Origin of the sequence: Stenotrophomonas terrae, assembly GCF_039674165.1 — a bacterium.
In the GTDB taxonomy this organism is placed as follows: Bacteria; Pseudomonadota; Gammaproteobacteria; order Xanthomonadales; family Xanthomonadaceae; genus Stenotrophomonas; species Stenotrophomonas terrae_A.
This window is the reverse complement of sequence record NZ_JBDJMY010000031.1, coordinates 29,461-50,531: the sequence shown is the minus strand read 5'-3', so window position 1 is coordinate 50,531 and position 21,071 is coordinate 29,461. Positions and strand designations below refer to the sequence as shown.

Below are 21,071 nucleotides of genomic sequence, written 5' to 3'. Positions count from 1 at the left end.
ACGTAGCGTTTGGATCGCTGGTAAAGCTCCTGCCGAGCATGGCTCGGCACTACAGATGCTTTGCACGTAGCGTTTGGAACGCCGGTAAAGCTTTTGCCGAGCATGGCTCGGCACTACAGAGGCGTTCCACATAGCGTTTGGAACGCTGGTAAAGCTTCTGCCGAGCATGGCTCGGCACTACCTTGTGCAGTTACATTGTCTACTACGCGGCGCAGGCCGCCCCCACAACAACAGGGCCTTGCCTTGAACGATCTGTTTGCCAGCACCGCGCATGCACCCGGCGTCCACATCGGCATCGGCGGCTGGACCTATGTGCCCTGGCGCGGCGGCACCTTCTACCCGGTCGGGCTGGTGCAGCGCCGTGAGCTGGAGTTCGCCAGCCAGCAGCTGACCAGCATCGAGATCAACGGCACCTATTACGGTGCGCAGAAACCGCATATCTACACCGCTTGGCGCGATGCCACGCCCGAAGGCTTCGTGTTTTCGGCCAAGGCGCCCAAGCGCATTGTCACTGCGCGCAAGCTGGCTGGTACCGGCGGGCAGATCGACGACTTCATCGATGGCATCGGCCATCTCGGCGACCGGCTGGGGCCGCTGGTCTGGCAGTTCGAAACCGGGCGCACGCTGGACCGCGACGATCTCGCCGAGTTCCTGCAGTTGCTGCCGCAGCAGGTCAACGGCCGCCGCCAACGGCATGCGCTGGAAGTCCGCGACCCCAACTGCTTTGATGCCGAACTGATTGCGCTGATCCGCCAGCATGGCATCGCGCTGGTCTATACGGATTCCACCGACCATCCCAATGCCGCCGACCTGTCCGCTGACTTCGTCTATGCGCGGCTGATGGGCAGCCGCGATGAACATGCCAGCGGCTACCCGGCCACTGAACTGCGGCAGTGGGCCAAGCATGTGCACAGCTGGCGGGCGGGCAAGGACGTGGCCGAGCTACCGCACCTGACCGCACCGCTGGCGCCGGCCAAGCCGCGCGAGGTCTTCCTCTACTTCATCAGCGCCGCCAAGCACCGCAACCCGGCGGCGGCACGCGCACTGCAGGCCTTGGTCGACAAAAACTGAAGCCCGCGCTGCAGCGATTGCCCCCGGCATCAGCGACAATAGCGCGATGCCGACCAACGACAACCGCAAAGCCTTGTTGCAGATCCATTTCTGCGTCCTGTTATGGGGTGTCACTGCCATCCTCGGCAAGCTGATCACCCTGCCGGCACTGCCGCTGGTGTGGTGGCGCATGCTGCTGGTGGTGGCGATGCTGGCGCTGCTGCCGCGCGTGTGGCGCGGCCTGTCCAGCCTCAACCTGCGGCTGGCGCTGGGCTACGCCGGCATCGGTGCGCTGGTCGCGCTGCACTGGCTGACCTTCTATGGCGCGGTGAAGCTGGCCAACGCCTCGGTGGCGGCAACCTGCATCGCGCTGGCACCGGTATTCACCGCCATCATCGAACCATGGATCGCGCGACGCCCGTTCCAGATGCGTGAGTTGGCGCTGGGCGTGGTGGTCTTGCCCGGCGTGGCCCTGGTGGTGGGTGGTGTACCCGATGGCATGCGTCTGGGCGTGGCGGTAGGTGCCGCATCTGCATTGCTGGTTGCCCTCTTCGGTTCGCTCAACAAGCGCATGGTCGGGCATGCCGATCCGCTGACCGTCACTGCCGTGGAATTGGGCGCAGGCACCTTGACGCTGACCCTGTTGGCTCCGGTACTGCCGTTCCTGCTGCCAGCCTTGGCCAGCGACCTGTGGGTGCTGCCCAACCTGCACGACGGCCTGCTACTGCTGGCCCTGTCCGGGTTGTGCACGCTGCTGCCGTTTGCGTTGGCGCTGGTGGCGCTCAAGCACCTGAGTGCTTACACGGTGCAGTTGGTCACCAACCTGGAACCGGTCTACGCGATCCTGCTGGCGATGCTGTTCCTCAGCGAGCAGCACGAGCTGACGCCGCAGTTCTATCTGGGCGTGGCGATCATCCTTGGCGGCGTGTTCCTGCACCCCCTGCTCAATCGCCTGCGCCCGGCAGCGGCAAGTACCGGCTCGATCTGATCGGTTGGTCGGCCGTGGTAGCCCGGGTAAGCGCAGCGCACCCGGCGGTTGCTTCAGGCATGAGCCAAGGTGATTCGGCCAGGTAGTCTCACGCGCACAACGTGATGTCTGCGCCACCGTGTGTTCCCGGGTGCGCTGCGCCTACCCGGGCTACGAAGACCGGTTACGCAATGCTACTCAGCTCGCCACGACCACCCGGTCGCGGCCTTGGGCCTTGGCCTGATACAGCGCGGCATCGGCACGGCGCAGGGTTTCACCCGGGGCTTCGCCAGCGCGGTGCACGGCCAGGCCGATGCTGACCGTGATCGGCAGGCCAATCGGCAGCAGGCTGACTGATTCGCGCAGGTATTCGCATTGCAGCTCGGCCTGTTGCAGCGGCGTATCCGGCATCAGGATCACGAACTCCTCGCCGCCATAGCGGGCAGCCATGCCGCGCGCGGAGAATTGCGACTTGAGCACGGCGGCCAGTTCGGTCAGTACCTGGTCGCCTTCGCCGTGCCCGTGAATATCGTTGACCATCTTGAAGTGATCGATATCGACGATTGCCACCGCCGGTGCAGCCTCGCCGGTACGCCCGATGGCTTCAGTGAGCGCGGCGGCCAAGGCTCGCCGGTTGGGCAAGCCGGTCAGCGGGTCGGTCCGGGTCTGCTCGGACAGCTCCATGTTGGCCTGTTCAAGCTGCTGGTAGTACTCGATCAAGCGTGCCTCGTACCAGTCGTGCTCGTCCTGGTGATGGTCGATTTCCAGCCGTAAAAGGCGCATTTCCATCATCCGGCTGACCTGCCGCGACAGCGCGCGCAGGGCATCGGCCTGCGGGGCGCCGAGATCGGACGGCACCGAGTCGAACACGCACAGCGAACCCAGCGCATAGCCATCACTGCTCAGCAGCGGCGCGCCGGCGTAGAAACGGATATGCGGGTCACCCAGGACCGACGGATTGCCGCTGAAACGATGGTCCTGGCGGGCGTCGGCCACCACCATCAGCTCTTCCGGCTTGAGAATGGTGTGGGCGCAGAACGCATCTTCGCGCGGGGTCTGTTCCGCATCCAGGCCCTGCAGTGCCTTGAACCATTGGCGGTCACGGTCGATCAAGGTCACCGCGCCCATCGGCGTGCCGCAGATGGTGCGGGCGATGGTCACCAGATCATCGAATTCCTGTTCGCGTGCGGTGTCCAGCACGCGATAGCGTTGCAGCGCGGCAAGACGTTCAGCTTCATTGGCAGGCAATGCGGGCTTGATCATGCACGAGTCCAAAGCGGCAGGATGGTGAGCGCTGCAGAGTCTAGCGGCTCACCACGCAAGGCGCGGTGAGCGCGTCACACTTCACCACTGCTGCTGTTGCGGCAGCAGGCCGTGCAGTTCCTGTTCGCTCAGGTTGCGCCACTGGCCCGGCTTCAAGGCACCGATCTTCACGTTGTCGATGCGCACGCGGCGCAGCTGATTGACGCGGTAGCCGAACTCGGACGCCATCAAGCGGATCTGCCGGTTCAAGCCCTGCTCCAGGATGATGCGGAAGCCGTACTTGCCGATGCGGCTGGTACGGCAAGGCAGCGTGGTCTCGTTGCGGATGCGTACGCCACGGGCCATGCCACGCAGGAACTCATCGGTGACCGGCTTGTTGACCGCGACCAGGTATTCCTTCTGGTGGCCGTTCTCGGCGCGCAGGATCTGGTTGACGATATCGCCATTGCTGGTCAACAGGATCAGCCCTTCGGAATCCTTGTCCAGGCGGCCGATCGGGAAGATGCGCTGCTCATGGCCGACGAACTCGACGATGTTGTCCTTGACCGCGCTCTCGGTGGTGCAGGTGATGCCCACCGGCTTGTTCAGCACGATATAGACGTGGCGGCGGCCGGTGCTCTTCTGCACCGCACGGGCGCGCAACGGCTGGCCGTCAACCTTGACCTCGTCGCCCTCGCCCACCACGGCGCCAGTGCCGGCGACGATGCCGTTGACGGTGACGCGACGGGCGGCGAGCAGGCGGTCGGCCTCGCGGCGCGAACAGAAGCCGGTTTCGGCAATGTGCTTGTTGATTCGGATTGTCATCGGCGAATTATCCGCCATCGCCCGCAGCGGGAACAGCGGGCACAGACGCTGCGTTCAGGCCACTTCCTGGATATCGCGTGCGTCCACCACCTGGTCACGGCCGCTGCGCTTGGCCCGGTACATGGCGTTGTCGGCACGCCGCAGCAGCCCGGCCACGTCGCTGTCGCGGTATTGCAGCTCGGCCAGGCCGATGCTGGCCGTGACTACCAGGCCTTCGTGCTTGAGCCCACGCGCCTGGGCGGTCACTTTTTCGCGCAACTGCTCCAGCCGCGGCCGCGCAGCATCAGCGCCAATGCCCGGCAACAGAATCAGGAACTCCTCGCCGCCCATGCGGATCACGTCGCTGCGGCTGCGCACGCCGGTCAACAAGGTTCCCGCCACCGACACCAGCACCTCGTCGCCGCCATCGTGGCCGTAGTGGTCATTGATCTGCTTGAACAGATCGATATCCAGGAAGCCGATCGACAGCGGCTGCCCGGCGGCCTTGGCCTGGGCCATATAGTGTTCCAGTTGGCGCAGGCCGGCGCGGCGGTTGGGCAGGCCGGTCAGGGTGTCGGTATCGGCCAGCTCACGCATTTCATCGCGCTGCCGGCGCAACTGGCTGAGGCTGCGGTTGAGCGAGTACGCCGACATCATCAGGAACCAGGTGACCGAGACCTGGATGGCCTCCACCCTGAACTCCACCAGCAGGCGGCTGTCCATCAGGTCGGCCAGCGCCATCACCAGCAGCGGAATCACCGCCACCAGGCCATCCAGCGCCTGGAAGTAGCCTCGCCGCAACGCGACGATGGCGATACCCACGGACACCATGCAGATCAGCGTGAACAGGTCGTCCAGCGCCACCCCCATCCACGCCAGCACCGGCCATGTCATCAGCGGTGCCGCCAACGCCACCAGCCCCAACACGATCATCAGCCCCTGCATCCAGCGACGCGAACCGCGCAGCACCCAGCGCCCGCCACACATGCGCCACAGCACCCAGCCCATCACCGCATAGCTGAGCGCGGACACCGCGACCATCCATACCGGCGCATGCCGGCCCACCGGCAGCCATGGCTCGGGATAGCCGCTGAGCCCGCTCAACACGGCCTGCCAGACCACCAGCAGCGCACAAACCAGGGTGTAGGTCAGAAAATCGCGCCCGCGCGTGGTGGCAAACCCCATCAACGCCGACAACGCCAATGCCAATGCGATGGCCACGCAGGCGGTGCGGACCACCAGCCGCAAGGTGTCCTGCTGTTGCAGCGGACTGGGCGCACCCAGATGCACGGTAGGGATCCAGCGCGGCTTCAGCGGTGACTCCCAGGCCACCCGGATAGGTTCCACCGTGCCGCGCTTGGGCACCACCACCAGGCCGACGCCGGCGCGGAAACGGGAGTCGCGGGTACGCGCATCCTGCATGTCGCCGCAGACCTGGCGGTCACCATGGAAAATCATCACCTCGCCGGCAAAGACGTTGAAAACGCCCACGCCCTGTGGCGCACCCGACCAGCCCCCAGGGGGCGCGGCGATTTCAATCGCCGGCCGCATCCGCGCCAAGGCTTCGGCACTGCAGGCACGCAGCGGCGCCTGTTCGGAGGTTGCGGCACCGGCTATCAGGTAATCACGGTCAACCTGCAGCGGTTGCGCTGCGCCCAGCACTGGCCAGACCGTGAGGCACAGCGCCAGCAGAACGAGCACGGTCCATCCACGCCTGAGCCTGCCAGCAACCGCCCCTCCCGCTTCTTCCATGACCTTCCCTTTCGCGTTCCCCGACGCGGATACGCCGCATTATCGCAATAACCCGGCGCAAGCAGTACGTGAAGGCGGTCGCGGCTTGAACTTGTTGCCCCGGCCTGTCCTGGCAGCCCGGCAAACGGCCAAAACAGACAACCCCGGCAGCGCCGGGGTTGTCTGTTGATGCATTGGACTGACTGGATCAGTAGTTGCGCGGGCCACGCGGCTTGAAGCCACCCGGACGCGAACCACCCGGGCCACCTGGGCCGCCCGGACGCGGGCCGCGCGGGCCACCCGGACGCGGGCCACCCGGCTTGCCGTCACCCTTGTCGAAGCGCGGCTTGAACGGCGTCGCGGCGCCGCCCTGGTCTTCGCCCGCCTCAAGCTTGCGCATCTGCAGCTGCTGGCCGGAGACCCACACCTTCTTCAGGTGCTGCAGGACGTCGGTCGGCATGTCTGCCGGCAGATCCAGCACCGAGTGACCGTCATGGATGTCGATGCGGCCGATGAAACGGCTTTCCAGGCCGGCTTCGTTGGCAATCGCGCCAACGATGTTGGCCGGCTTCACGCCATGGGTGTGACCCACTTCAATGCGGTAGCTCTCCATGCCGAACTCCGGCGCGCTGCGCGGCGGCATTTCGCGGCGCGGACGCGACTCGAAGTCACCTTCGCCACGCGGCGGACGCGGTGCGCGCTCGCCGTCATCCTGGCGCGGGGCACGTTCGAAACGCGGCTCGAAACGGGCCGGGCGCTCGCCACGGTCAGCGTTGCGGTCATCACGGCGGTGGAAGCCACCGTCACGCGACGGACGCTCATTGCGCTCGTTGCGCTCATTACGCTCGAACGACGGTGCGCTGCGCTCACGCGACGGCGGGGTCAGCAGGAACGGCGAATCACCCTGCAGCAGCTTGGCCAGTGCAGCGGCGATATCGATGGCCGGCACGTTCTGCTCGGCCTCGAAGCGCTGCAGCAGGTCACGGTAGAACTCAATGCCACCGGCAGCCACGGTCTGGCTGATGCGGTCCATGAACTTGGTCACACGGTGGTCGTTGACCGCATCCACGCTCGGCAGCTGCATTTCTTCGATCGGCTGACGGGTAGCGCGCTCGATCTGGCGCAGCATGCCCTTCTCGCGCGGGGTCACGAACAGGATCGCGTCGCCGCTGCGGCCGGCACGGCCGGTACGGCCAATACGGTGCACGTAGCTTTCGGTGTCGTACGGGATGTCGTAGTTCAACACGTGGCTGATGCGCTCCACGTCCAGACCACGGGCAGCCACGTCGGTGGCAACCAAGATGTCGAGCTTGCCTTCCTTCAGCATGGCGATGGTGCGCTCACGCTGCGCCTGCTGCATGTCGCCATTGATGGCGGCTGCCGCCAGGCCACGCGCCTGCAGCTTGCTGGCAAGCTCCTCGGTACCGGCCTTGGTGCGCGCGAAGATGATCATCGCGTCGAAGGTTTCCACTTCCAGGATGCGGGTCAGCGCGTCGAGCTTGTGCATGCCGGCAACCCACCAGTAACGCTGGCGGATATTGGCCGACGTGGTGGTCTTGGACTGGATGGTCACTTCCACCGGATCACGCAGGTAGGTCTGCGCGATGCGACGGATCTGCTGCGGCATGGTGGCCGAGAACAGCGCGACCTGACGGGTTTCCGGCAGCTTCTTCAGCACGGCTTCGACGTCGTCGATGAAGCCCATGCGCAGCATTTCGTCGGCTTCGTCCAGCACCAGCGTCTTCAGCTCGGACAGGTCCAGGGTGCCGCGATCGAGGTGATCGATCACGCGGCCCGGGGTACCGACCACGACGTGCACGCCGCGGCGCAGGGCCGACAGCTGCTGGCCGTAAGGCTGGCCGCCGTACACCGGCAGCACGCGGAAGCCCGGCATCGATGCCGAATAGGTCTGGAACGCCTCGGCGACCTGAATGGCCAGCTCGCGGGTCGGCGCCAGCACCAGCACCTGCGGCTTGGTGGCGGAAAGATTGATGTTGGACAGCACTGGCAGCGCGAAGGCGCCGGTCTTGCCGGTGCCGGTCTGCGCCTGGCCGAGCACGTCACGGCCTTCCAGCATGGCTGGAATGGTGGCAGCCTGGATCGGTGACGGGGTCTCGTAACCGACTTCGGCCACTGCCTTCATCACAGGCTCGGACAGGCCGAGATCTGCAAACAGCAGCGGCGCGGGGGTATCTTGGGACATGGGTAACTCCGGGGGCACCGCCGCGAACGGGCGGGCGAAAAGACGTGTATTGTGCGCTCTAAAGCGCCCTGCTGTCGCGGGGGGCGTGATTTCCGTTCAGCTGGCGAACACAGCAACGGCTGCGCCCAGCGGCCATACGCCCCCGGGCGGCCACTGTTTAGCGCACAATAGTGCCCGTTTTTACCGGCAATCACCATGCAAACCATCGATTTCGAACTTGACCGCGACTATGTGGAACTGAAGCAGTTGCTGAAGCTGACCGATCTGGTCACCAGCGGCGGCGAGGCCAAAATGATCATCAGCGAGGGCCAGGTCACGGTCGATGGCGTGGTCGAACTGCGCAAGGCCTGCAAAGTCCGTGGCGGCCAGCAGGTCGTACTGGGCGATATCCGCATCAACGTGCTTGCCGACCCGGACCCGGATGGCCACCACGATGATGAGGAAGACGAAGACGAGTAATGCCGGCGCGGCGCGGAGTGGCCCCAGGCCATGAATCGCGAAGCTGGTTTTACTTCAAAAGCCTCAAAAGCTACCCCTCCCCAACCCTCCCCTTCGCTGCGCGAAAGGGAGGGAGCGTAGTGCCCAGCCATGCGGAGCGTAGTGCCGAGCCATGCTCGGCAGGGGACCTCCCTCGCCCCATCAGCAGGCAGGACCGGCAGGAATAGGGATTGTGGGAGCGGCGTCAGCCGCGAAGCCGACATCTCCCAAAGCCTCAGAAGCTACCCCTCCCCAACCCTCCCCTTCGCTGCGCGAAAGGGAGGGAGCTTAGATTCGCTACGCCCGGGCCTGGGTCAGGTGCCCGGCAATCAACTTTCTGAACGGGACCACGCCATGCGCGGCCCGCAGCGCCGCCCCGCGCAGCAGTCGCGCCGGCAGACGGCTGTCGTTGTAGAGGCCGGCAATGGCGTTGGTCGCCTCATACAGGGGCCGCGTCGCCAAGCGGTGACCGCGCTGGTAACTGGCCAGCAGGCTGTCCGCGCCGATATCGCCACCGCCGCGGGCCGCGTCCAGCAGCAGCCGCGCCAACCGTTGCTGGCTTTGCAGGCCGAAATTGAAACCGTGCGCGGTGACCGGATGCATGCCCACCGCCGCATCGCCGATCAGCGCATAGCGCTTGCCGACAAAGCGGTGCGCATACACCCCCACCAGCGGATAGGCATGGCGCGTACCGACCGGCGTCATCGCTCCCAGCCTCCGTTCGAAATAGCCACTGACGGTGCGGCCGAAGTCAGCATCATCCAGTGCCAGCAGATGCTGCAGCTGCTGCTGCGGCATGGTGATCACCGCCGAGGCCTGGTTATCCGGCAGCGGCAACATCGCCAGCGTGCGCTCGTAACCGAACCATTCCCAGGCGGCGTGTTCATGCGGCCGCTCGCATTGCATCCGGCAGACCAGCATCGATTTGCCGAAGTCGCGCATCTGCGCCCCGATCCCCATCATCCGCCGGGTCGCCGAGAAGCGGCTGTCGGCCGCCACCACCAACCGCGCCCCCAACGAACTGCCGTCGCTCAGGGTCACCGTGCTGTACGCATCCCCGGCGTCGATCGCAGTTACCGAACGGCCGTCGATCAGTTCCAGCCCGGCCTGCTCCTGCACCGCCTCCCAGGCCGCGCGCCGGATCAGGTGATTGGGAATCAACCAGCCCAGCTCATCGACGCCCTCGCCCTGCGCGGCAAACCCCAGCGCAAACGGCGAACTGCCGTTCATGACCTTGGCGCTGCGCAATGGCGATATCTGCGCCGGATCAATGCGCTGCCACAGGCCCATGCTGCGCATGATCTGCCGCGAGGCATGGGTCAAGGCGATCTCACGGCCGTCGAAGGCCGGCTCGGCCAACGCCGCCAGCGGCTGCGGCTCGACCAGGGCCAGCGACAGACCGCTGCCGGCCAGACTGCGGGCCAGACTCAAACCCGCCGGGCCAGCCCCCACCACCACTACATCCAGCTTGCGCATGTCCTGCTCCGTTATGCCTACCACCGGCAGCGTAAGCAGACTGAAGTAAGGATTCATTGATCCAGATCAGGTACACGGCAACAACCCATCACTACGGCCACAACACGACGGGCGCCTCGCGGCGCCCGTGTGCACTACCTCTACATGTATTCAGTTGGCCAAGACCGCCCGCAATTACGCTCGGTTGACCGAAGTCGCCCGCAGTCGCGCTCAGTTGGCCGAGGCCGCGCGCACGCTATAGCCCGACGCCCGCCACACCTTGTCCTCATCCAGACGGAACGACACCAGCTCGCGAACCGGCTGCGCGTTGTTGGCGAAACGGGTGGGGAAACTGACATTCAAATAGATGCCTTCCGGCACCGAGGCACCGGCCGGATACTGCACGCGGGTGATCGAGGGCTTGCCGCGCGATACCAGCGCGCCAAGCTTGCCGCGGTCGGCATTGACGTTGTTGGCGAACACATCGCGGGTCACCGCCTTGCGCGCGACAGCAGACGCCCCGTCCCACACCGAAGCGGCCTGCTGGTTGTCCACCAGCTGCGCCACGCGCTGTGCGGCAGCGGTCATCTCCGCGTCCTGCTTGGCCACCTGCGCCTGCTGCGCCGCGTTCAGCGCCGGTGCCGGCCGTGCTGCAGCCGAGACCGCCGCCGGTGCTGCTGGCCGCGTCGGTGCGGCGGCGGGGGCAGGCGCCGCTGCCGGGGCCTGCGCGAAAGCGCCTGCTGCAGGCAGGGCCAAGGACAACGCCATCAACAAACAACTGGATCGCATAGCTCTCTCCATGACGCTTTCAGTTGAACGGAATGCCAATCCAATCACGGTTTACTGCCGCCCGCATCAACCCATTCATTCATTTTCGTGCGCCGGGGCCGCCCAAAGGCGCGGCCGTTGCCGTCGGGACTGCGGCAGCCGGCACCGATACCGCCGCAGCGCCGGTCGGGATGGTGGTCGGCATCGGCTCCAGCATCGCCGTATCGATTTCCGACAACGGGCTCTCCTCCGGGCAGATCTCATCAGGGAAGCCGAACTGCTCCTTCAAGGCCTGGCCACAGCGGTTGACGGTTTCCAGGTCCGCGCCTTCCGCCTTGCATTCACGGTCGAAGGCAATCAGGAAGGAGTCCTTGCGGCGGACGAAATCATCGCCGCACTTGCGCATCTGCTTGATCCGCTCCAGGTCGTCCTGCACCGCATTGGTGCCGTCCAGCCCGTACTGCTTGAGCTCGTCGCTGGTCAGCACGCGCAGGCTGCGGTTGGGCACGGTCATCATCAGATCGGCCACGCCCACCGCCACGCCGTTGCGCTGCAGGTAATCCTTCACGTTGTCGTAGACCTCGTGCAGCTCCTTGTTCAACTCCGCGCGCGAGGTTGCGGTGGAGCTGATCCGCATCATGCGGTGGATGCCGACCTTGCCGGAGATCAGCCGGTTGTCGCCAGCGGCCAGCACGAACACGCAGGCACTGTGGCAGACCGAGCCTTCGCGCACCCAGATGGTCCAACCCGACTCGCCGATGCTGTCACCGGCGACGATGGCCGCTTCCACCTGGCCGCCGCTGGAATCCAGGTCAAGGATCCGCTTGCTGATCTCCATCGCGTCGGCCACCACCGCCAGGCGGGTCACCAGCGCGGCAAAGGAAGGATTGATCTTCCCCGCGTAGCGCACCCGCAGCAGGCCGCGCTCCTTGCAGGGCGCCAGCGCCGCATCCAGGCCGGCACGGTCCAGACCGGTCAGCTCGGTGCCATCACCGTTCTCGCCGGCGTAATCGGTGCCGCAACTGACCCAGGCCTTGCCGTTCTCCAGCACCAGCTCCGGCCACGGCCTGTCCTTGGCCGGCAACACCGGCGCCGGCGGATTGGGTGCATCGGCCGCGTTGATCGACACCATGTGGTCGCCATCGGCAGCCAACGCGGCGACTTGATCGGCAACGGGCTTCTTATCGCCGGCCTGCGGATTGCAGGCCAACAGCCCGATGCACAACAACGGCGACCACCAGAACTTGGGCAACATGGAGAGCAATCAGGTCCGTACTGCGGCGCTGCGGCGCCAGGAAGGTGAACAGTCTAGTGCGCAACGCCCACCCTGCTGCAACGCCCGGTGAATCAACACAGTGTCGCGCGCATTGATGTCCGAAAATGGCCAGTCCCGGTCCGCGTCCGGGCCTAGACTGGGTCCATGCAAACTTTCCTGATGCCCGCACACGTTCAATGCGAACAGGCCCGCCTGGCCCGCGATGCGCGCTTTGACGGCCTGTTCTATACCGCCGTGCGCAGTACCGGCATCTATTGCCGCCCGGTGTGCCCGGCACCACCACCGAAGCCCGAGAACGTCAGCTATTACCCGACCGCCGCTGCAGCCAGTGCCGCCGGTTACCGCCCCTGCCTGCGCTGCCGCCCCGAGCTGTCCCCGGACGACGCCAATCTGCTGCAGGACCAGACCCTGCATCAGGCATTGGTCCTGCTCAACGAAGGCATTCTGCAGGAACAGCCGGCCGCCGCCCTGGCCCAGGCCATGGGTGTCAGCGCGCGTCAGTTGCAGCGTCTGTTCGTCGCCAAGCTGGGCGCCACACCGGCCCAGCTGCACACCACCCGGCGCCTGTTGCTGGCCAAGCAGTTGCTGACCGAAACCGCCCTGCCGGTGACCCAGATCGCCTTGGCGGCCGGCTTCAACAGCCTGCGCCGCTTCAACAGCGCCTTCCTGGACGGCTGCGGCATGCCGCCAAGCGCGCTGCGCAAGCAGCACGGCGCGGTCGCCGGCGGCGAACCGGTGCTGCGCCTGGCTTACCGCCCGCCACTGGATTTCAGCGCGATGCTGGGCTTCCTGCGGCGGCGCTCGTTGCCCGGCATCGAATGCATCGATGACAGCAGCTACCAGCGCGTGGTGGTCGCCAATGGCGTTGCCAGCCTGATCCGGGTCACCGCCGATCCCAAACGCCCGGAACTGCGCCTGCAGCTGGGCACCACCGATCCGCGCGCCATTCCGGCCATCGTCGCCAAAGTGCGGCGGGTATTCGACCTGGATGCCGACCTGCATACGGTGCATGCCTGCCTGCAACAGGAGCCGCTGCTGGCACGCGGCATCGCCGAACGGCCTGGGCTGCGCATCCCCGGCGGCTGGGATGGATTCGAAGTTGCCGCGCGCGCCGTGCTCGGCCAACAGGTCAGCGTTGCTGCCGCCACCACGCTGGCGCGGCGCCTGGTCGACCGTTTCGGCGAGCACCTGCCCGGCATGCCGGAAGGCCTGGACCGGCAGTTCCCTGCCCCCGCCGCACTGGTCGAGGCCCCGCTGGAAAGCATCGGCCTGCCACGCACCCGTGCCGCCACCCTGCGCGCCATCGCCCGCGCCTGCGCCGACCAGCGGTTGGATTTCAGCCGCGCGCAGACCCTGGAAAGTTTCGTGCACAAGGCCACCGCCCTGCCCGGCATCGGCCCATGGACCGCGCACTACATGGCGCTGCGCGCTATGGGCATGCCCGACGCATTTCCCGCTGGCGATCTTGTCCTGCAGCAGGTACTGGGCGAAGGCCAGCGCCTGAGCGAGCGCGAGACCGAGCGCCGCTCACAACTCTGGCGGCCATGGCGTGCCTACGCCGTGCTGCACCTCTGGCACCTGGCAGTGCCGGCGCAAAAGAAGAATCCCAAGACCGCAACGGAGGCCAGCGCATGAACACTCTGTACTACGACCGCTTTGACAGCCCCATCGGCGCGCTGACCGTCGCCGTCGACGATGTCGGTGTGCGCCATATTCTTTTTGCCGAAAACCGCCACGACGCCAAGGGCCGCGAGCACTGGCAGCGTGACCCCGATGCGGTGGCCGAGCCACGCCGGCAGCTGCTGGAATACCTGCGCGGCGAACGCCAGGATTTCCAGCTGGAGCTGGCACCCGTCGGCACCGAATTCCAGCTGCAGGTCTGGCACATGCTGGCGAAGATTCCGTTTGGCGCCACCTGGAGCTACCGGCAGCTTGCCGAACACATCGGCCGCCCTACCGCGACGCGTGCCGTAGGTGCCGCCAATGGCCGCAATCCGCTGCCCATCGTGCTGCCTTGCCATCGCGTGATCGGCAACAACGGCACGCTCACCGGCTTCGGCGGCGGGCTGCCGACCAAGGCGGCGCTGTTGAAACTGGAAGGCGTGCCCTGCGAGCACGAGCGGCTGGCGGATCTGTTTGGCTGAGCGTGCGGGCTCCCCGGTTGCGCTTTGCTTGCGCGGGCTACAGGGTCGATCAGCCGGAGACAACATGCCGAAGGTTGTATTTGTACGGTCACCGGTGCGGCCTATCATGGCGGCATGACTTTTCTACGTATTTCGACCAGCGTGCTGGCCTGCGCGTTGCTTGCCGCCTGCGCCAGCACGCCTTCCCCGGTCGCCGCACCGGCGGTTCCGCCCACTGTATTGATGATCTCCATCGACGGCCTGCGCGCGGACAAACTCAGCGAAGCGGACAGCCCCAACCTGATGCGTTTGGCGCGCGAAGGCGTGCGCAGCGTCGGCATGCGTCCTTCCTACCCCTCGCTCACCTTCCCCAATCACTACACCCTGGTCACCGGCCTGCGTCCGGACCACCACGGCCTGGTACACAACGCGATGAGCGCCGATGCACTTGGCGAGTTCAAGGTCAGCGACCGCGCCGCCGTGCAGAATGCCGCCTGGTGGGATGGCGGCGAGCCTATCTGGGTCAGCGTGCGCAAGGCCGGCCTGAAGAGCGCCACCTGGTCGTGGCCGGGCAGCGAAGCACCGGTGCGCGGCCTGCACGCCAACCAGTGGCGCATGTATGACGAAAGCGTGCCGCTGCCCGAGCGCATGAACCAGGTACTGGCGTGGCTGCACGGCGAACCGGATGCGATCAAGCCGCGCTTTGTCGCCACCTACATGGAACAGGTGGACAAGGCCGGGCACGCGCACGGCCCGGATTCAATCGAGTACAAGACCGCATTGCAGCAGGTCGATGCCGCCATCGGTCAACTGATGGATGGCATGCGCCGCGATGGGCTGCTCGATGCCACCAATGTGATCGTGGTTTCCGATCACGGCATGGCAACAGTCAAGTTCGGCAATGCTGTTGCAATCGAAGACATGGTGTCGCCGGCTGTCGCCAAGGTGGTATCGGTGGGGCAATCGGTGGGTTTCGCGCCGCTACCAGGCAAGCAGGCTGATGCGAAAAAAGCATTGCTCGGCGAACACCCGCACTACCAATGCTGGAACAAAGCGCAGTTGCCGGCGCGCTGGCATTACGGCAGCAACCCGCGCATCCCGGCCATCGTCTGCCAGATGCAGGAAGGCTGGGACGCCATCACCCGCGACAGCATTGCCAAGCGCCAGCCGGGGGATCGCGGGTCGCACGGCTATGACCCGGCGCTGCCGTCGATGCAGGCGGTATTCGTCGCGCGCGGCCCGGCATTTGCACAAGGCAAGCAGCTCAGCGCCTTCGACAACGTCGACGTCTATCCGCTGCTGACCCAGCTGATCGGTATCCCGGCCCAGCCCAACGATGGCGACCCGCAGGCCCTGCAGCAGGCATTACGCCAATCGAAGTGAGCTAGCCCGGGTAAGCGAAGCCCACCCGGGGAAACCCACCAAGGCGATCCGCGATCCGGATCAGGCACAAAAAAAGCGGCGCAATGCGCCGCTTTTCTGTAACCACTGCCTGGCTGGATCAGCCGGCCTTGGCGACGGTCTTCTTGGCAACAGCCTTCTTGGCAGCAGCCTTGGCGACAGTCTTCTTGGCAACCGGCGCAGCTGCGCCCACGGCCACCTTGCTCACGTGCGAACGCGAAATGCCATAGCTGGCGTTGAAGCGCTTGCCCTTGGCGGTCTTACGGTCACCCTTACCCATGTCGTCAACTCCTTAGTGTGTAATCAGTTACCCCGTGCGTGCACGGGTTTGGCGAGGCCACAACAAGCGCCCTCGCGCATGGACGAGAAGCCTACCATGCGCCCCTCAATGTGCGCAGCTGGCGTCATGTATATGAACGTGATTCAAGCGCAGGTTGACCACATGCGCCAAGCCCACCAGCACCCCGCCCAGCGTCATCACCACGGCGTGCGGAACCTGCGAATGATGTAGCTCCGGGTGCAGCAGGCCAGCCCACAGCAATAGCAATCCCGGCACCAGCAACAGCAGCGCCATCAGCGCGCGATGCCGCAGATAGCCCCAGATCAGGCTGAACAGACCCAGCACGGTCACGAAGATGACGATGCTGGCTTCGACGCCATCGCTGAGCCAGAACGACAAGCCCAGTGCCGGCGCCGCCGCCAGCAAGGCCGGCAACAGCGCGCAATGCACCGCACAGATCAAGGATCCGGTCGCACCAAAGCGATCGAGGAATTTGCGTAATCCGGTAGGTGCAGTCGGCATGACTTCCAGCAGGGGCGACGGAACGTTATGGAATAATATAACATAATCGTCCTCCCCGCCCTAACCGCCTGCGCCAAGCCCTTGCCGCTCGCGGTTCAGCCTGCAACCCAAGTGATACAAAGTAACAGAGAGATCATCATGCCCTTCCCACGCCGCACCCAGCACCACCTGCTGTTCCTCGCCCTGGCCGCCGCCCTTCCCGCCGTTGCCAGTGCCGCCGATGACGATGCCGGGCAGAGCCATCATCTGACCGAGCTGAGCGCAGTGAAGGTCACCGCGTCGCCGTTGCAGGGCTCGGCCGAGTCTTTGGCGCGGCCCGTTGATGTTCTGGCCGGTGCCGACCTGGATGAGCACAAGTCCGGCACCTTGGGCGATACCGTGTCCAAACTGCCCGGCGTGCAGAGCACCTTCTTCGGCCCCGGCGTCGGTCGCCCGATCATCCGTGGTCAGGAAGGCCCGCGCGTAGCGGTCGTGTCCAATGGCGTCGGCAACATGGACGCCTCCACCGTCAGCGCCGACCACGCGTCCAGCATCGAGCCGTTCCTGGCCGACCAGATCGAAGTGCTGAAAGGCCCGGCCACCTTGCTGTTTGGCAGCGGCGCGATCGGCGGCGCGGTCAACGTTGTCGATGGCCGCATCGCCAGCGAAGTACCGGACCGCCCGCTCAGCGGCCGTGCCGAACTGCGCGGCAACTCGGTCAATGAGGAACGCAGCGGCATGTTCCGATTGGACGGGGTCAGCGGCGACAACCTGGTCCTGCATGTCGATGGCCTGATCCGCAACGGCGATGACTACCGCATCCCGGGTTATGCGATCGACCCGCATGCACTGGACGCCGATGGCCATGGCGACCATGCCGCCGACAGCGACGAGCTCGGCCCCCGTGGCCGCCTGGAGAACAGTTCGGTGCGTACCCGCGCCGGTGGCGTCGGTGCGACCTGGTTCGGTGAAAACGGCTACCTTGGCGCCTCGCTGGGAACCTACCGCAGCAACTACGGCATCCCCAATGGCGCGCATGTGCATGCCGACGATGATCACGGCCATGACCACGATGACCACGACCATGACCACGGCGATGCCGAGGAAGGCGACGAGCACGATGTACGTATCGACATGGTGCAGAACCGCTTCGACCTGAAGGGCGGCCTGTACAACCCGACCTCGTTCCTGAAGAGCGTGACCCTGCGCGGCGGCTACACCGACTACGAGCACACCGAGCTGGAAGCCGGCACGCCTTCCACCCGCTTCACCAACAAGGGTTTTGAAGGCCGCCTGGAAGCCGTGCAGCAGCCGCTGGCCGGCTGGGATGGTGCTTTCGGCCTGCAGTTCGGCAGCAGCGACTTTGGCGCCATCGGCGAAGAAGCCTTCGTGCCGGGCACCACCACCGACACGCTGGGCGCATTCGTGCTGCAGGAAAAACAGTTCGGCCCGTTCAAGCTGGAACTGGGCGCCCGCCACGACCGGGTCAAGCTGGAGACCGACGACGCCCAGCGCAACCGCAGCTTCGGCGCGACCAACCTGTCGGCGTCCGGCATCTGGGCCTTGAACGACACCTTCGACCTGCGCTTCGGCGTGGATGCCTCCGAGCGTGCACCGACCAATGAAGAGCTGTACGCGGCCGGCGCGCATATCGCCACGCGCTCGCTGGAAATCGGCAACGCCAACATGGACACCGAACGCGGCCAGCGCGTCGAACTGGGCCTGCATGCGCACAGCGAGCGCATCGACGTGCAGGCGGCGATCTACCAGACCAAGTTCAAGGACTTCATCTACCTGGCCGATACCGGCGTGGCGGAAGGCGGCCTGCCGGTACGCGCCTGGACGCAGAACGACGCCACCTTCAAGGGCGCCGAAGCCGAGGCAACCTGGCACATGATCGAAGGCCTGTCCGGTGACTGGGACCTGCGCGTATTTGGCGACTACGTGAAGGCCGAACTGGATGGCAGCGGCACCCGCAACGCCGATATCGCCGTACCGCACGGTGATCACGCACATCATTACAACGTCGAGCTGGCCAATGGCGGCTACCTGCCGCGCATCGCCCCCGCCCGCGTGGGTGCCGACCTGCATTGGTCATTGGGCGGCTGGCGCGCCTCGCTGGGTGCAGTGCGTTATGGCAGCCAGAAGGATGTGGCCGTGAACGAAGAAGCCAGTACCGGTTACACGCTGGTGGATGCCCACGTGGCCTATCGCTGGGACCGCAATGGCAGCAACAGCTACGAAGTATTCCTTGATGGCAGCAACCTGACTGATCGTGAGGCACGCCCGCACACCTCGTTGCTGCGGGATTACTCGCCGCTGCCGGGACGTGGTGTGGCATTTGGTATCCGCGCCTGGTTCTAAACGTTTGGCGCGCATTGGATTGAGCTGTTGCTTTGAGCTGTTGCTTTGAGCTGTTGCTTTGAGCTTCAGCTCTAGCTTTGGCCCCTGCTTTCCCCTCTCCCGCCTGCGGGAGAGGGGTAGGGGTGAGGGCAAGCTTCTGCTCTTGCTTCTGCTCTTGCTTCTGCTCTTGCTTCTGCTCTTGCTTCTGCTCTTGCTTCTGCTCTTGCTTCTGCTCTTGCTTCTGCTCTTGCTCGTGATTCTGCTCTTGCCCTCTGCTTTTGCTTCGGCCGCCCTCTCACAGCTCAAGCTCACTTGAAACCACCGCAAGGTGGTTTCTTTCTTCGCGCTGACCAATTTGTGTAGAACCATTTTCAAGAACCGCCAAAGCCAGATCAAAAGCCCCCCCATCTGCCCTCCGGGCACCTTCCCCCGCAGGCGGGAGAAGGGAAAGCAGCGGCCCTTGCTCCTGCGGCCTGCCCAAGCCTCAAGCGCAGAGCCAGAACCACAGCCACAGCCACAGCCACAGCCACAGCCAGAGCCAGAGCCAGAGCCAGAGCCAGAGCCACAGCCACAGCCACAGCCAGAGCCAGAGCCAGAGCCAGAGCAATAGCCAAAGCCCGAGCCAGAACCAGAACCAGGGCCCAAGCCAAAACCCAAACCCAAACCCAAATACCCAACTCTCGCAATTACGTGCATATGCACCTAAACTCCAACCCATCGCCCCGCCGACACTGCCGATGGACGCCCACAGCCCCTGTACCTGCTTCCAACTGCGCCGCGCCGCGCGCCGCGTCTCCCAGGTCTACGACCGCCATCTGGCCGCCGCTGATCTGAGCCTCAACGCCTATTCCATCCTGCGCCGCTCAAGCCAACCTCGCCCCCTCGGCGAGCTTGCCGAGGCGCTTGGCATGGACCGCACCACCCTTACCCGCAACCTCAAGCCTCTGCTTGATGTCGGGCTGCTCAGCGCCGTGCCCGGCGAGGACTCCCGCCAACGCCAGGTGCAGATCAGCGCCGCCGGTAAACGGCGCCTGCAGAAAGCCTTCCCGCTCTGGCAACACGCGCAACAGGAAGTCGAAACGCTGTTCGGCAGCGCGCGCACAACCACGCTCAACCAACAGCTGGAAGCCCTTTCCCAGGCCCTGGACCAAGGACGAGCTGCATGAACACCCAAGCCCCGCCCCGCACGCCCTGGCTCCTGTTGCTGGCCGCCTCCGCCATCCTGATGGTGACCATGGGCGTGCGCCAGACCAGCGGGCTGCTGATCGACCCCATCCATGTTTCCACCGGGCTGGGCGTCGCCCAGATCAGCTTCTCGCTGGCGATCGGCCAGTTTGTCTGGGGTGCGGTGCAACCCTTCTTCGGTGCGATGGCCGACAAGCGCGGCCCCTTGCCGGTGTTGGTCGGCGGCGGCGTGCTGCTGGCCATCGGCCTGGTTGCAGCCCCACTGCTACCTGGCGCTTGGGGCCTCAATCTCAGCTTCGGGCTGTTGCTGGCCGCCGGCGCTGGTGCTGGTAGTTTCTCGGTGCTGATCGGTGCAACCGCCTGGCGCATTCCCGCACAGAAACGCTCTATGGCGGCAGGCATCATCAACGCCGGTGGTTCGCTGGGGCAGTTCCTGTTCGCGCCGCTGGTGCAGTTGCTGCTCAGTGCCTTCGGCTGGATCAAGGCCTTGTATGCGCTGGCCTTCATCGTGCTGCTGTCACTGCCCTTGGCCTGGCCACTGCGCAAGCGCGCACCGCGCGTGCAAGGCGCTGCCGACGGTGAAGAACTGCGACCACAGCTGCAGCGTGCACTGCGCGACCGCAGCTACTGGTGCCTGCATCTGGGCTTCTTCACCTGCGGCGTGCATATCGCTTTTCTGGTCACTCACCTTCCGGGCGAAATCGCGCTGTGCGGGCTCTCGTCCAATGTGGCCTCGGTCTCGATCGCGCTGATCGGCCTGTTCAACGTCGCCGGCAGCTTGATCATCGGCGCGCTCGGTGAGCGCTTCCGCATGAAGTGGCTGCTGTTCTGGATGTACCTCAGCCGCGCGGTGCTGATTGCGGTCTACCTGGCCTCGCCGCCGACGCCGATGACCTTCTACGTATTCGCCGCAGCACTTGGTTTTACCTGGTTGGCGACCGTGCCACCGACCGCTGGCCTGGTCGGCAAGCTGTTCGGCCCGCGGCACATGGGCACCCTGTTCGGGCTGACCCTGTTCTCGCACCAGATCGGCGCGTTCTTCGGCGCTTGGTTGGGCGGCGTGGCACTGGAATACGGCGGCGATTTCAGCTGGATGTGGTACGCCGACATGGCGCTGGCGGTTGCTGCGGCATTGGTGAACCTGCCGATCCGCGAAGCGCGCCTGCGCCCACAGGCCGCCGCGAGCTGAACAAAAGGGAAGCTGCGACGGCGCGTTTACGCGCTGCCCATTGAAACCGGACAATTTTGTCCGGATCATGGACAGC

General features: G+C 65.4%; 18 protein-coding genes. 9 read left to right on the top strand and 9 right to left on the bottom strand.

Features of this window, described 5'->3' with window-relative positions:
* Positions 1–243 precede the first annotated feature (243 nt).
* The gene (locus ABE493_RS13555; protein WP_346499442.1) at positions 244–1,071 is read left to right on the top strand and encodes a DUF72 domain-containing protein; all 828 of its coding nucleotides are present in this window, start codon (positions 244–246) and stop codon (positions 1,069–1,071) included.
* 46 nt (positions 1,072–1,117) lie between these two features.
* Positions 1,118–2,038, top strand: coding sequence for a DMT family transporter (locus ABE493_RS13550; protein ID WP_346499441.1), 921 nt, complete (start codon positions 1,118–1,120; stop codon positions 2,036–2,038).
* A gap of 177 nt (positions 2,039–2,215) precedes the next feature.
* Here the strand turns inward: ABE493_RS13550 and ABE493_RS13545 are convergent, their stop codons facing one another.
* The 4 genes from ABE493_RS13545 to ABE493_RS13530 all read right to left on the bottom strand — a co-directional run bounded on the left by ABE493_RS13545 (position 2,216) and on the right by ABE493_RS13530 (position 7,997).
* The gene (locus tag ABE493_RS13545) at positions 2,216–3,280 is read right to left on the bottom strand and encodes a GGDEF domain-containing protein (protein WP_346499440.1); all 1,065 of its coding nucleotides are present in this window, start codon (positions 3,278–3,280) and stop codon (positions 2,216–2,218) included.
* Positions 3,281–3,361: 81 nt separating this feature from the next.
* Positions 3,362–4,084, bottom strand: a complete 723-nt coding sequence (locus ABE493_RS13540; RefSeq protein ID WP_346499439.1) for a pseudouridine synthase — start codon at positions 4,082–4,084, stop codon at positions 3,362–3,364.
* A 54-nt stretch (positions 4,085–4,138) separates the two neighbouring features.
* Positions 4,139–5,764 carry a GGDEF domain-containing protein gene (locus ABE493_RS13535; RefSeq protein ID WP_346499438.1) on the bottom strand — a complete coding sequence of 542 codons (1,626 nt, stop codon included), beginning with the start codon at positions 5,762–5,764 and terminating at the stop codon, positions 4,139–4,141.
* 238 nt (positions 5,765–6,002) lie between these two features.
* A complete protein-coding gene (locus tag ABE493_RS13530) occupies positions 6,003–7,997 on the bottom strand; it encodes a DEAD/DEAH box helicase (RefSeq protein WP_346499437.1) in 1,995 nt (664 codons plus the stop codon).
* A gap of 195 nt (positions 7,998–8,192) precedes the next feature.
* On the opposite strand from ABE493_RS13530, the gene ABE493_RS13525 reads away from it, so the two are divergent.
* Complete coding sequence (locus tag ABE493_RS13525) at positions 8,193–8,456, top strand: RNA-binding S4 domain-containing protein (RefSeq protein WP_346499436.1); 264 nt, start codon at positions 8,193–8,195, stop codon at positions 8,454–8,456.
* 315 nt (positions 8,457–8,771) lie between these two features.
* Here ABE493_RS13525 and ubiM read toward each other — a convergent pair whose 3' ends face one another.
* The 3 genes from ubiM to ABE493_RS13510 all read right to left on the bottom strand — a co-directional run bounded on the left by ubiM (position 8,772) and on the right by ABE493_RS13510 (position 11,952).
* Positions 8,772–9,950 (bottom strand): 5-demethoxyubiquinol-8 5-hydroxylase UbiM, encoded by a 1,179-nt coding sequence (ubiM, locus tag ABE493_RS13520; protein ID WP_346499435.1) that lies wholly within the window; start codon positions 9,948–9,950, stop codon positions 8,772–8,774.
* 210 nt (positions 9,951–10,160) lie between these two features.
* Entirely contained in the window at positions 10,161–10,718 is a 558-nt protein-coding gene (locus tag ABE493_RS13515) for a DUF4019 domain-containing protein (protein ID WP_346499434.1), read from the bottom strand.
* Positions 10,719–10,797: 79 nt separating this feature from the next.
* Complete coding sequence (locus ABE493_RS13510) at positions 10,798–11,952, bottom strand: hypothetical protein (protein ID WP_346499433.1); 1,155 nt, start codon at positions 11,950–11,952, stop codon at positions 10,798–10,800.
* Positions 11,953–12,117: 165 nt separating this feature from the next.
* Between ABE493_RS13510 and ABE493_RS13505 the strand changes: the two genes are divergently transcribed.
* The 3 genes from ABE493_RS13505 (at position 12,118) to ABE493_RS13495 (ending at position 15,479) form a co-directional block, all read left to right on the top strand.
* On the top strand, positions 12,118–13,608 hold the full coding sequence (locus ABE493_RS13505; protein ID WP_430980782.1) for an AlkA N-terminal domain-containing protein: 1,491 nt from the start codon (positions 12,118–12,120) through the stop codon (positions 13,606–13,608).
* Positions 13,605–14,117: a methylated-DNA--[protein]-cysteine S-methyltransferase gene (locus ABE493_RS13500; protein WP_346499431.1), complete on the top strand. Its 513-nt coding sequence runs from the start codon at positions 13,605–13,607 to the stop codon at positions 14,115–14,117. The genes ABE493_RS13505 and ABE493_RS13500 overlap by 4 nt, the downstream gene beginning before the upstream one ends.
* Before the next feature lie 114 nt (positions 14,118–14,231).
* Entirely contained in the window at positions 14,232–15,479 is a 1,248-nt protein-coding gene (locus ABE493_RS13495; RefSeq protein WP_346499430.1) for an ectonucleotide pyrophosphatase/phosphodiesterase, read from the top strand.
* A 118-nt stretch (positions 15,480–15,597) separates the two neighbouring features.
* On the opposite strand, the gene ABE493_RS13490 is transcribed toward ABE493_RS13495, so the two are convergent.
* Together ABE493_RS13490 and ABE493_RS13485 are read right to left on the bottom strand one after the other, a co-directional pair.
* The gene (locus ABE493_RS13490; protein ID WP_057630568.1) at positions 15,598–15,777 is read right to left on the bottom strand and encodes a 30S ribosomal protein THX; all 180 of its coding nucleotides are present in this window, start codon (positions 15,775–15,777) and stop codon (positions 15,598–15,600) included.
* Positions 15,778–15,882: 105 nt separating this feature from the next.
* Complete coding sequence (locus ABE493_RS13485) at positions 15,883–16,299, bottom strand: MerC domain-containing protein (protein ID WP_346499429.1); 417 nt, start codon at positions 16,297–16,299, stop codon at positions 15,883–15,885.
* A gap of 138 nt (positions 16,300–16,437) precedes the next feature.
* Between ABE493_RS13485 and ABE493_RS13480 the strand changes: the two genes are divergently transcribed.
* The 3 genes from ABE493_RS13480 (at position 16,438) to ABE493_RS13470 (ending at position 20,995) form a co-directional block, all read left to right on the top strand.
* Positions 16,438–18,642: a TonB-dependent receptor gene (locus tag ABE493_RS13480; RefSeq protein WP_346499428.1), complete on the top strand. Its 2,205-nt coding sequence runs from the start codon at positions 16,438–16,440 to the stop codon at positions 18,640–18,642.
* Positions 18,643–19,358: 716 nt separating this feature from the next.
* Positions 19,359–19,787 carry a MarR family winged helix-turn-helix transcriptional regulator gene (locus tag ABE493_RS13475; protein ID WP_346499427.1) on the top strand — a complete coding sequence of 143 codons (429 nt, stop codon included), beginning with the start codon at positions 19,359–19,361 and terminating at the stop codon, positions 19,785–19,787.
* Entirely contained in the window at positions 19,784–20,995 is a 1,212-nt protein-coding gene (locus tag ABE493_RS13470) for an MFS transporter (protein WP_346499426.1), read from the top strand. Before ABE493_RS13475 ends, ABE493_RS13470 begins: the two co-directional genes overlap by 4 nt.
* Positions 20,996–21,071 lie beyond the last annotated feature (76 nt).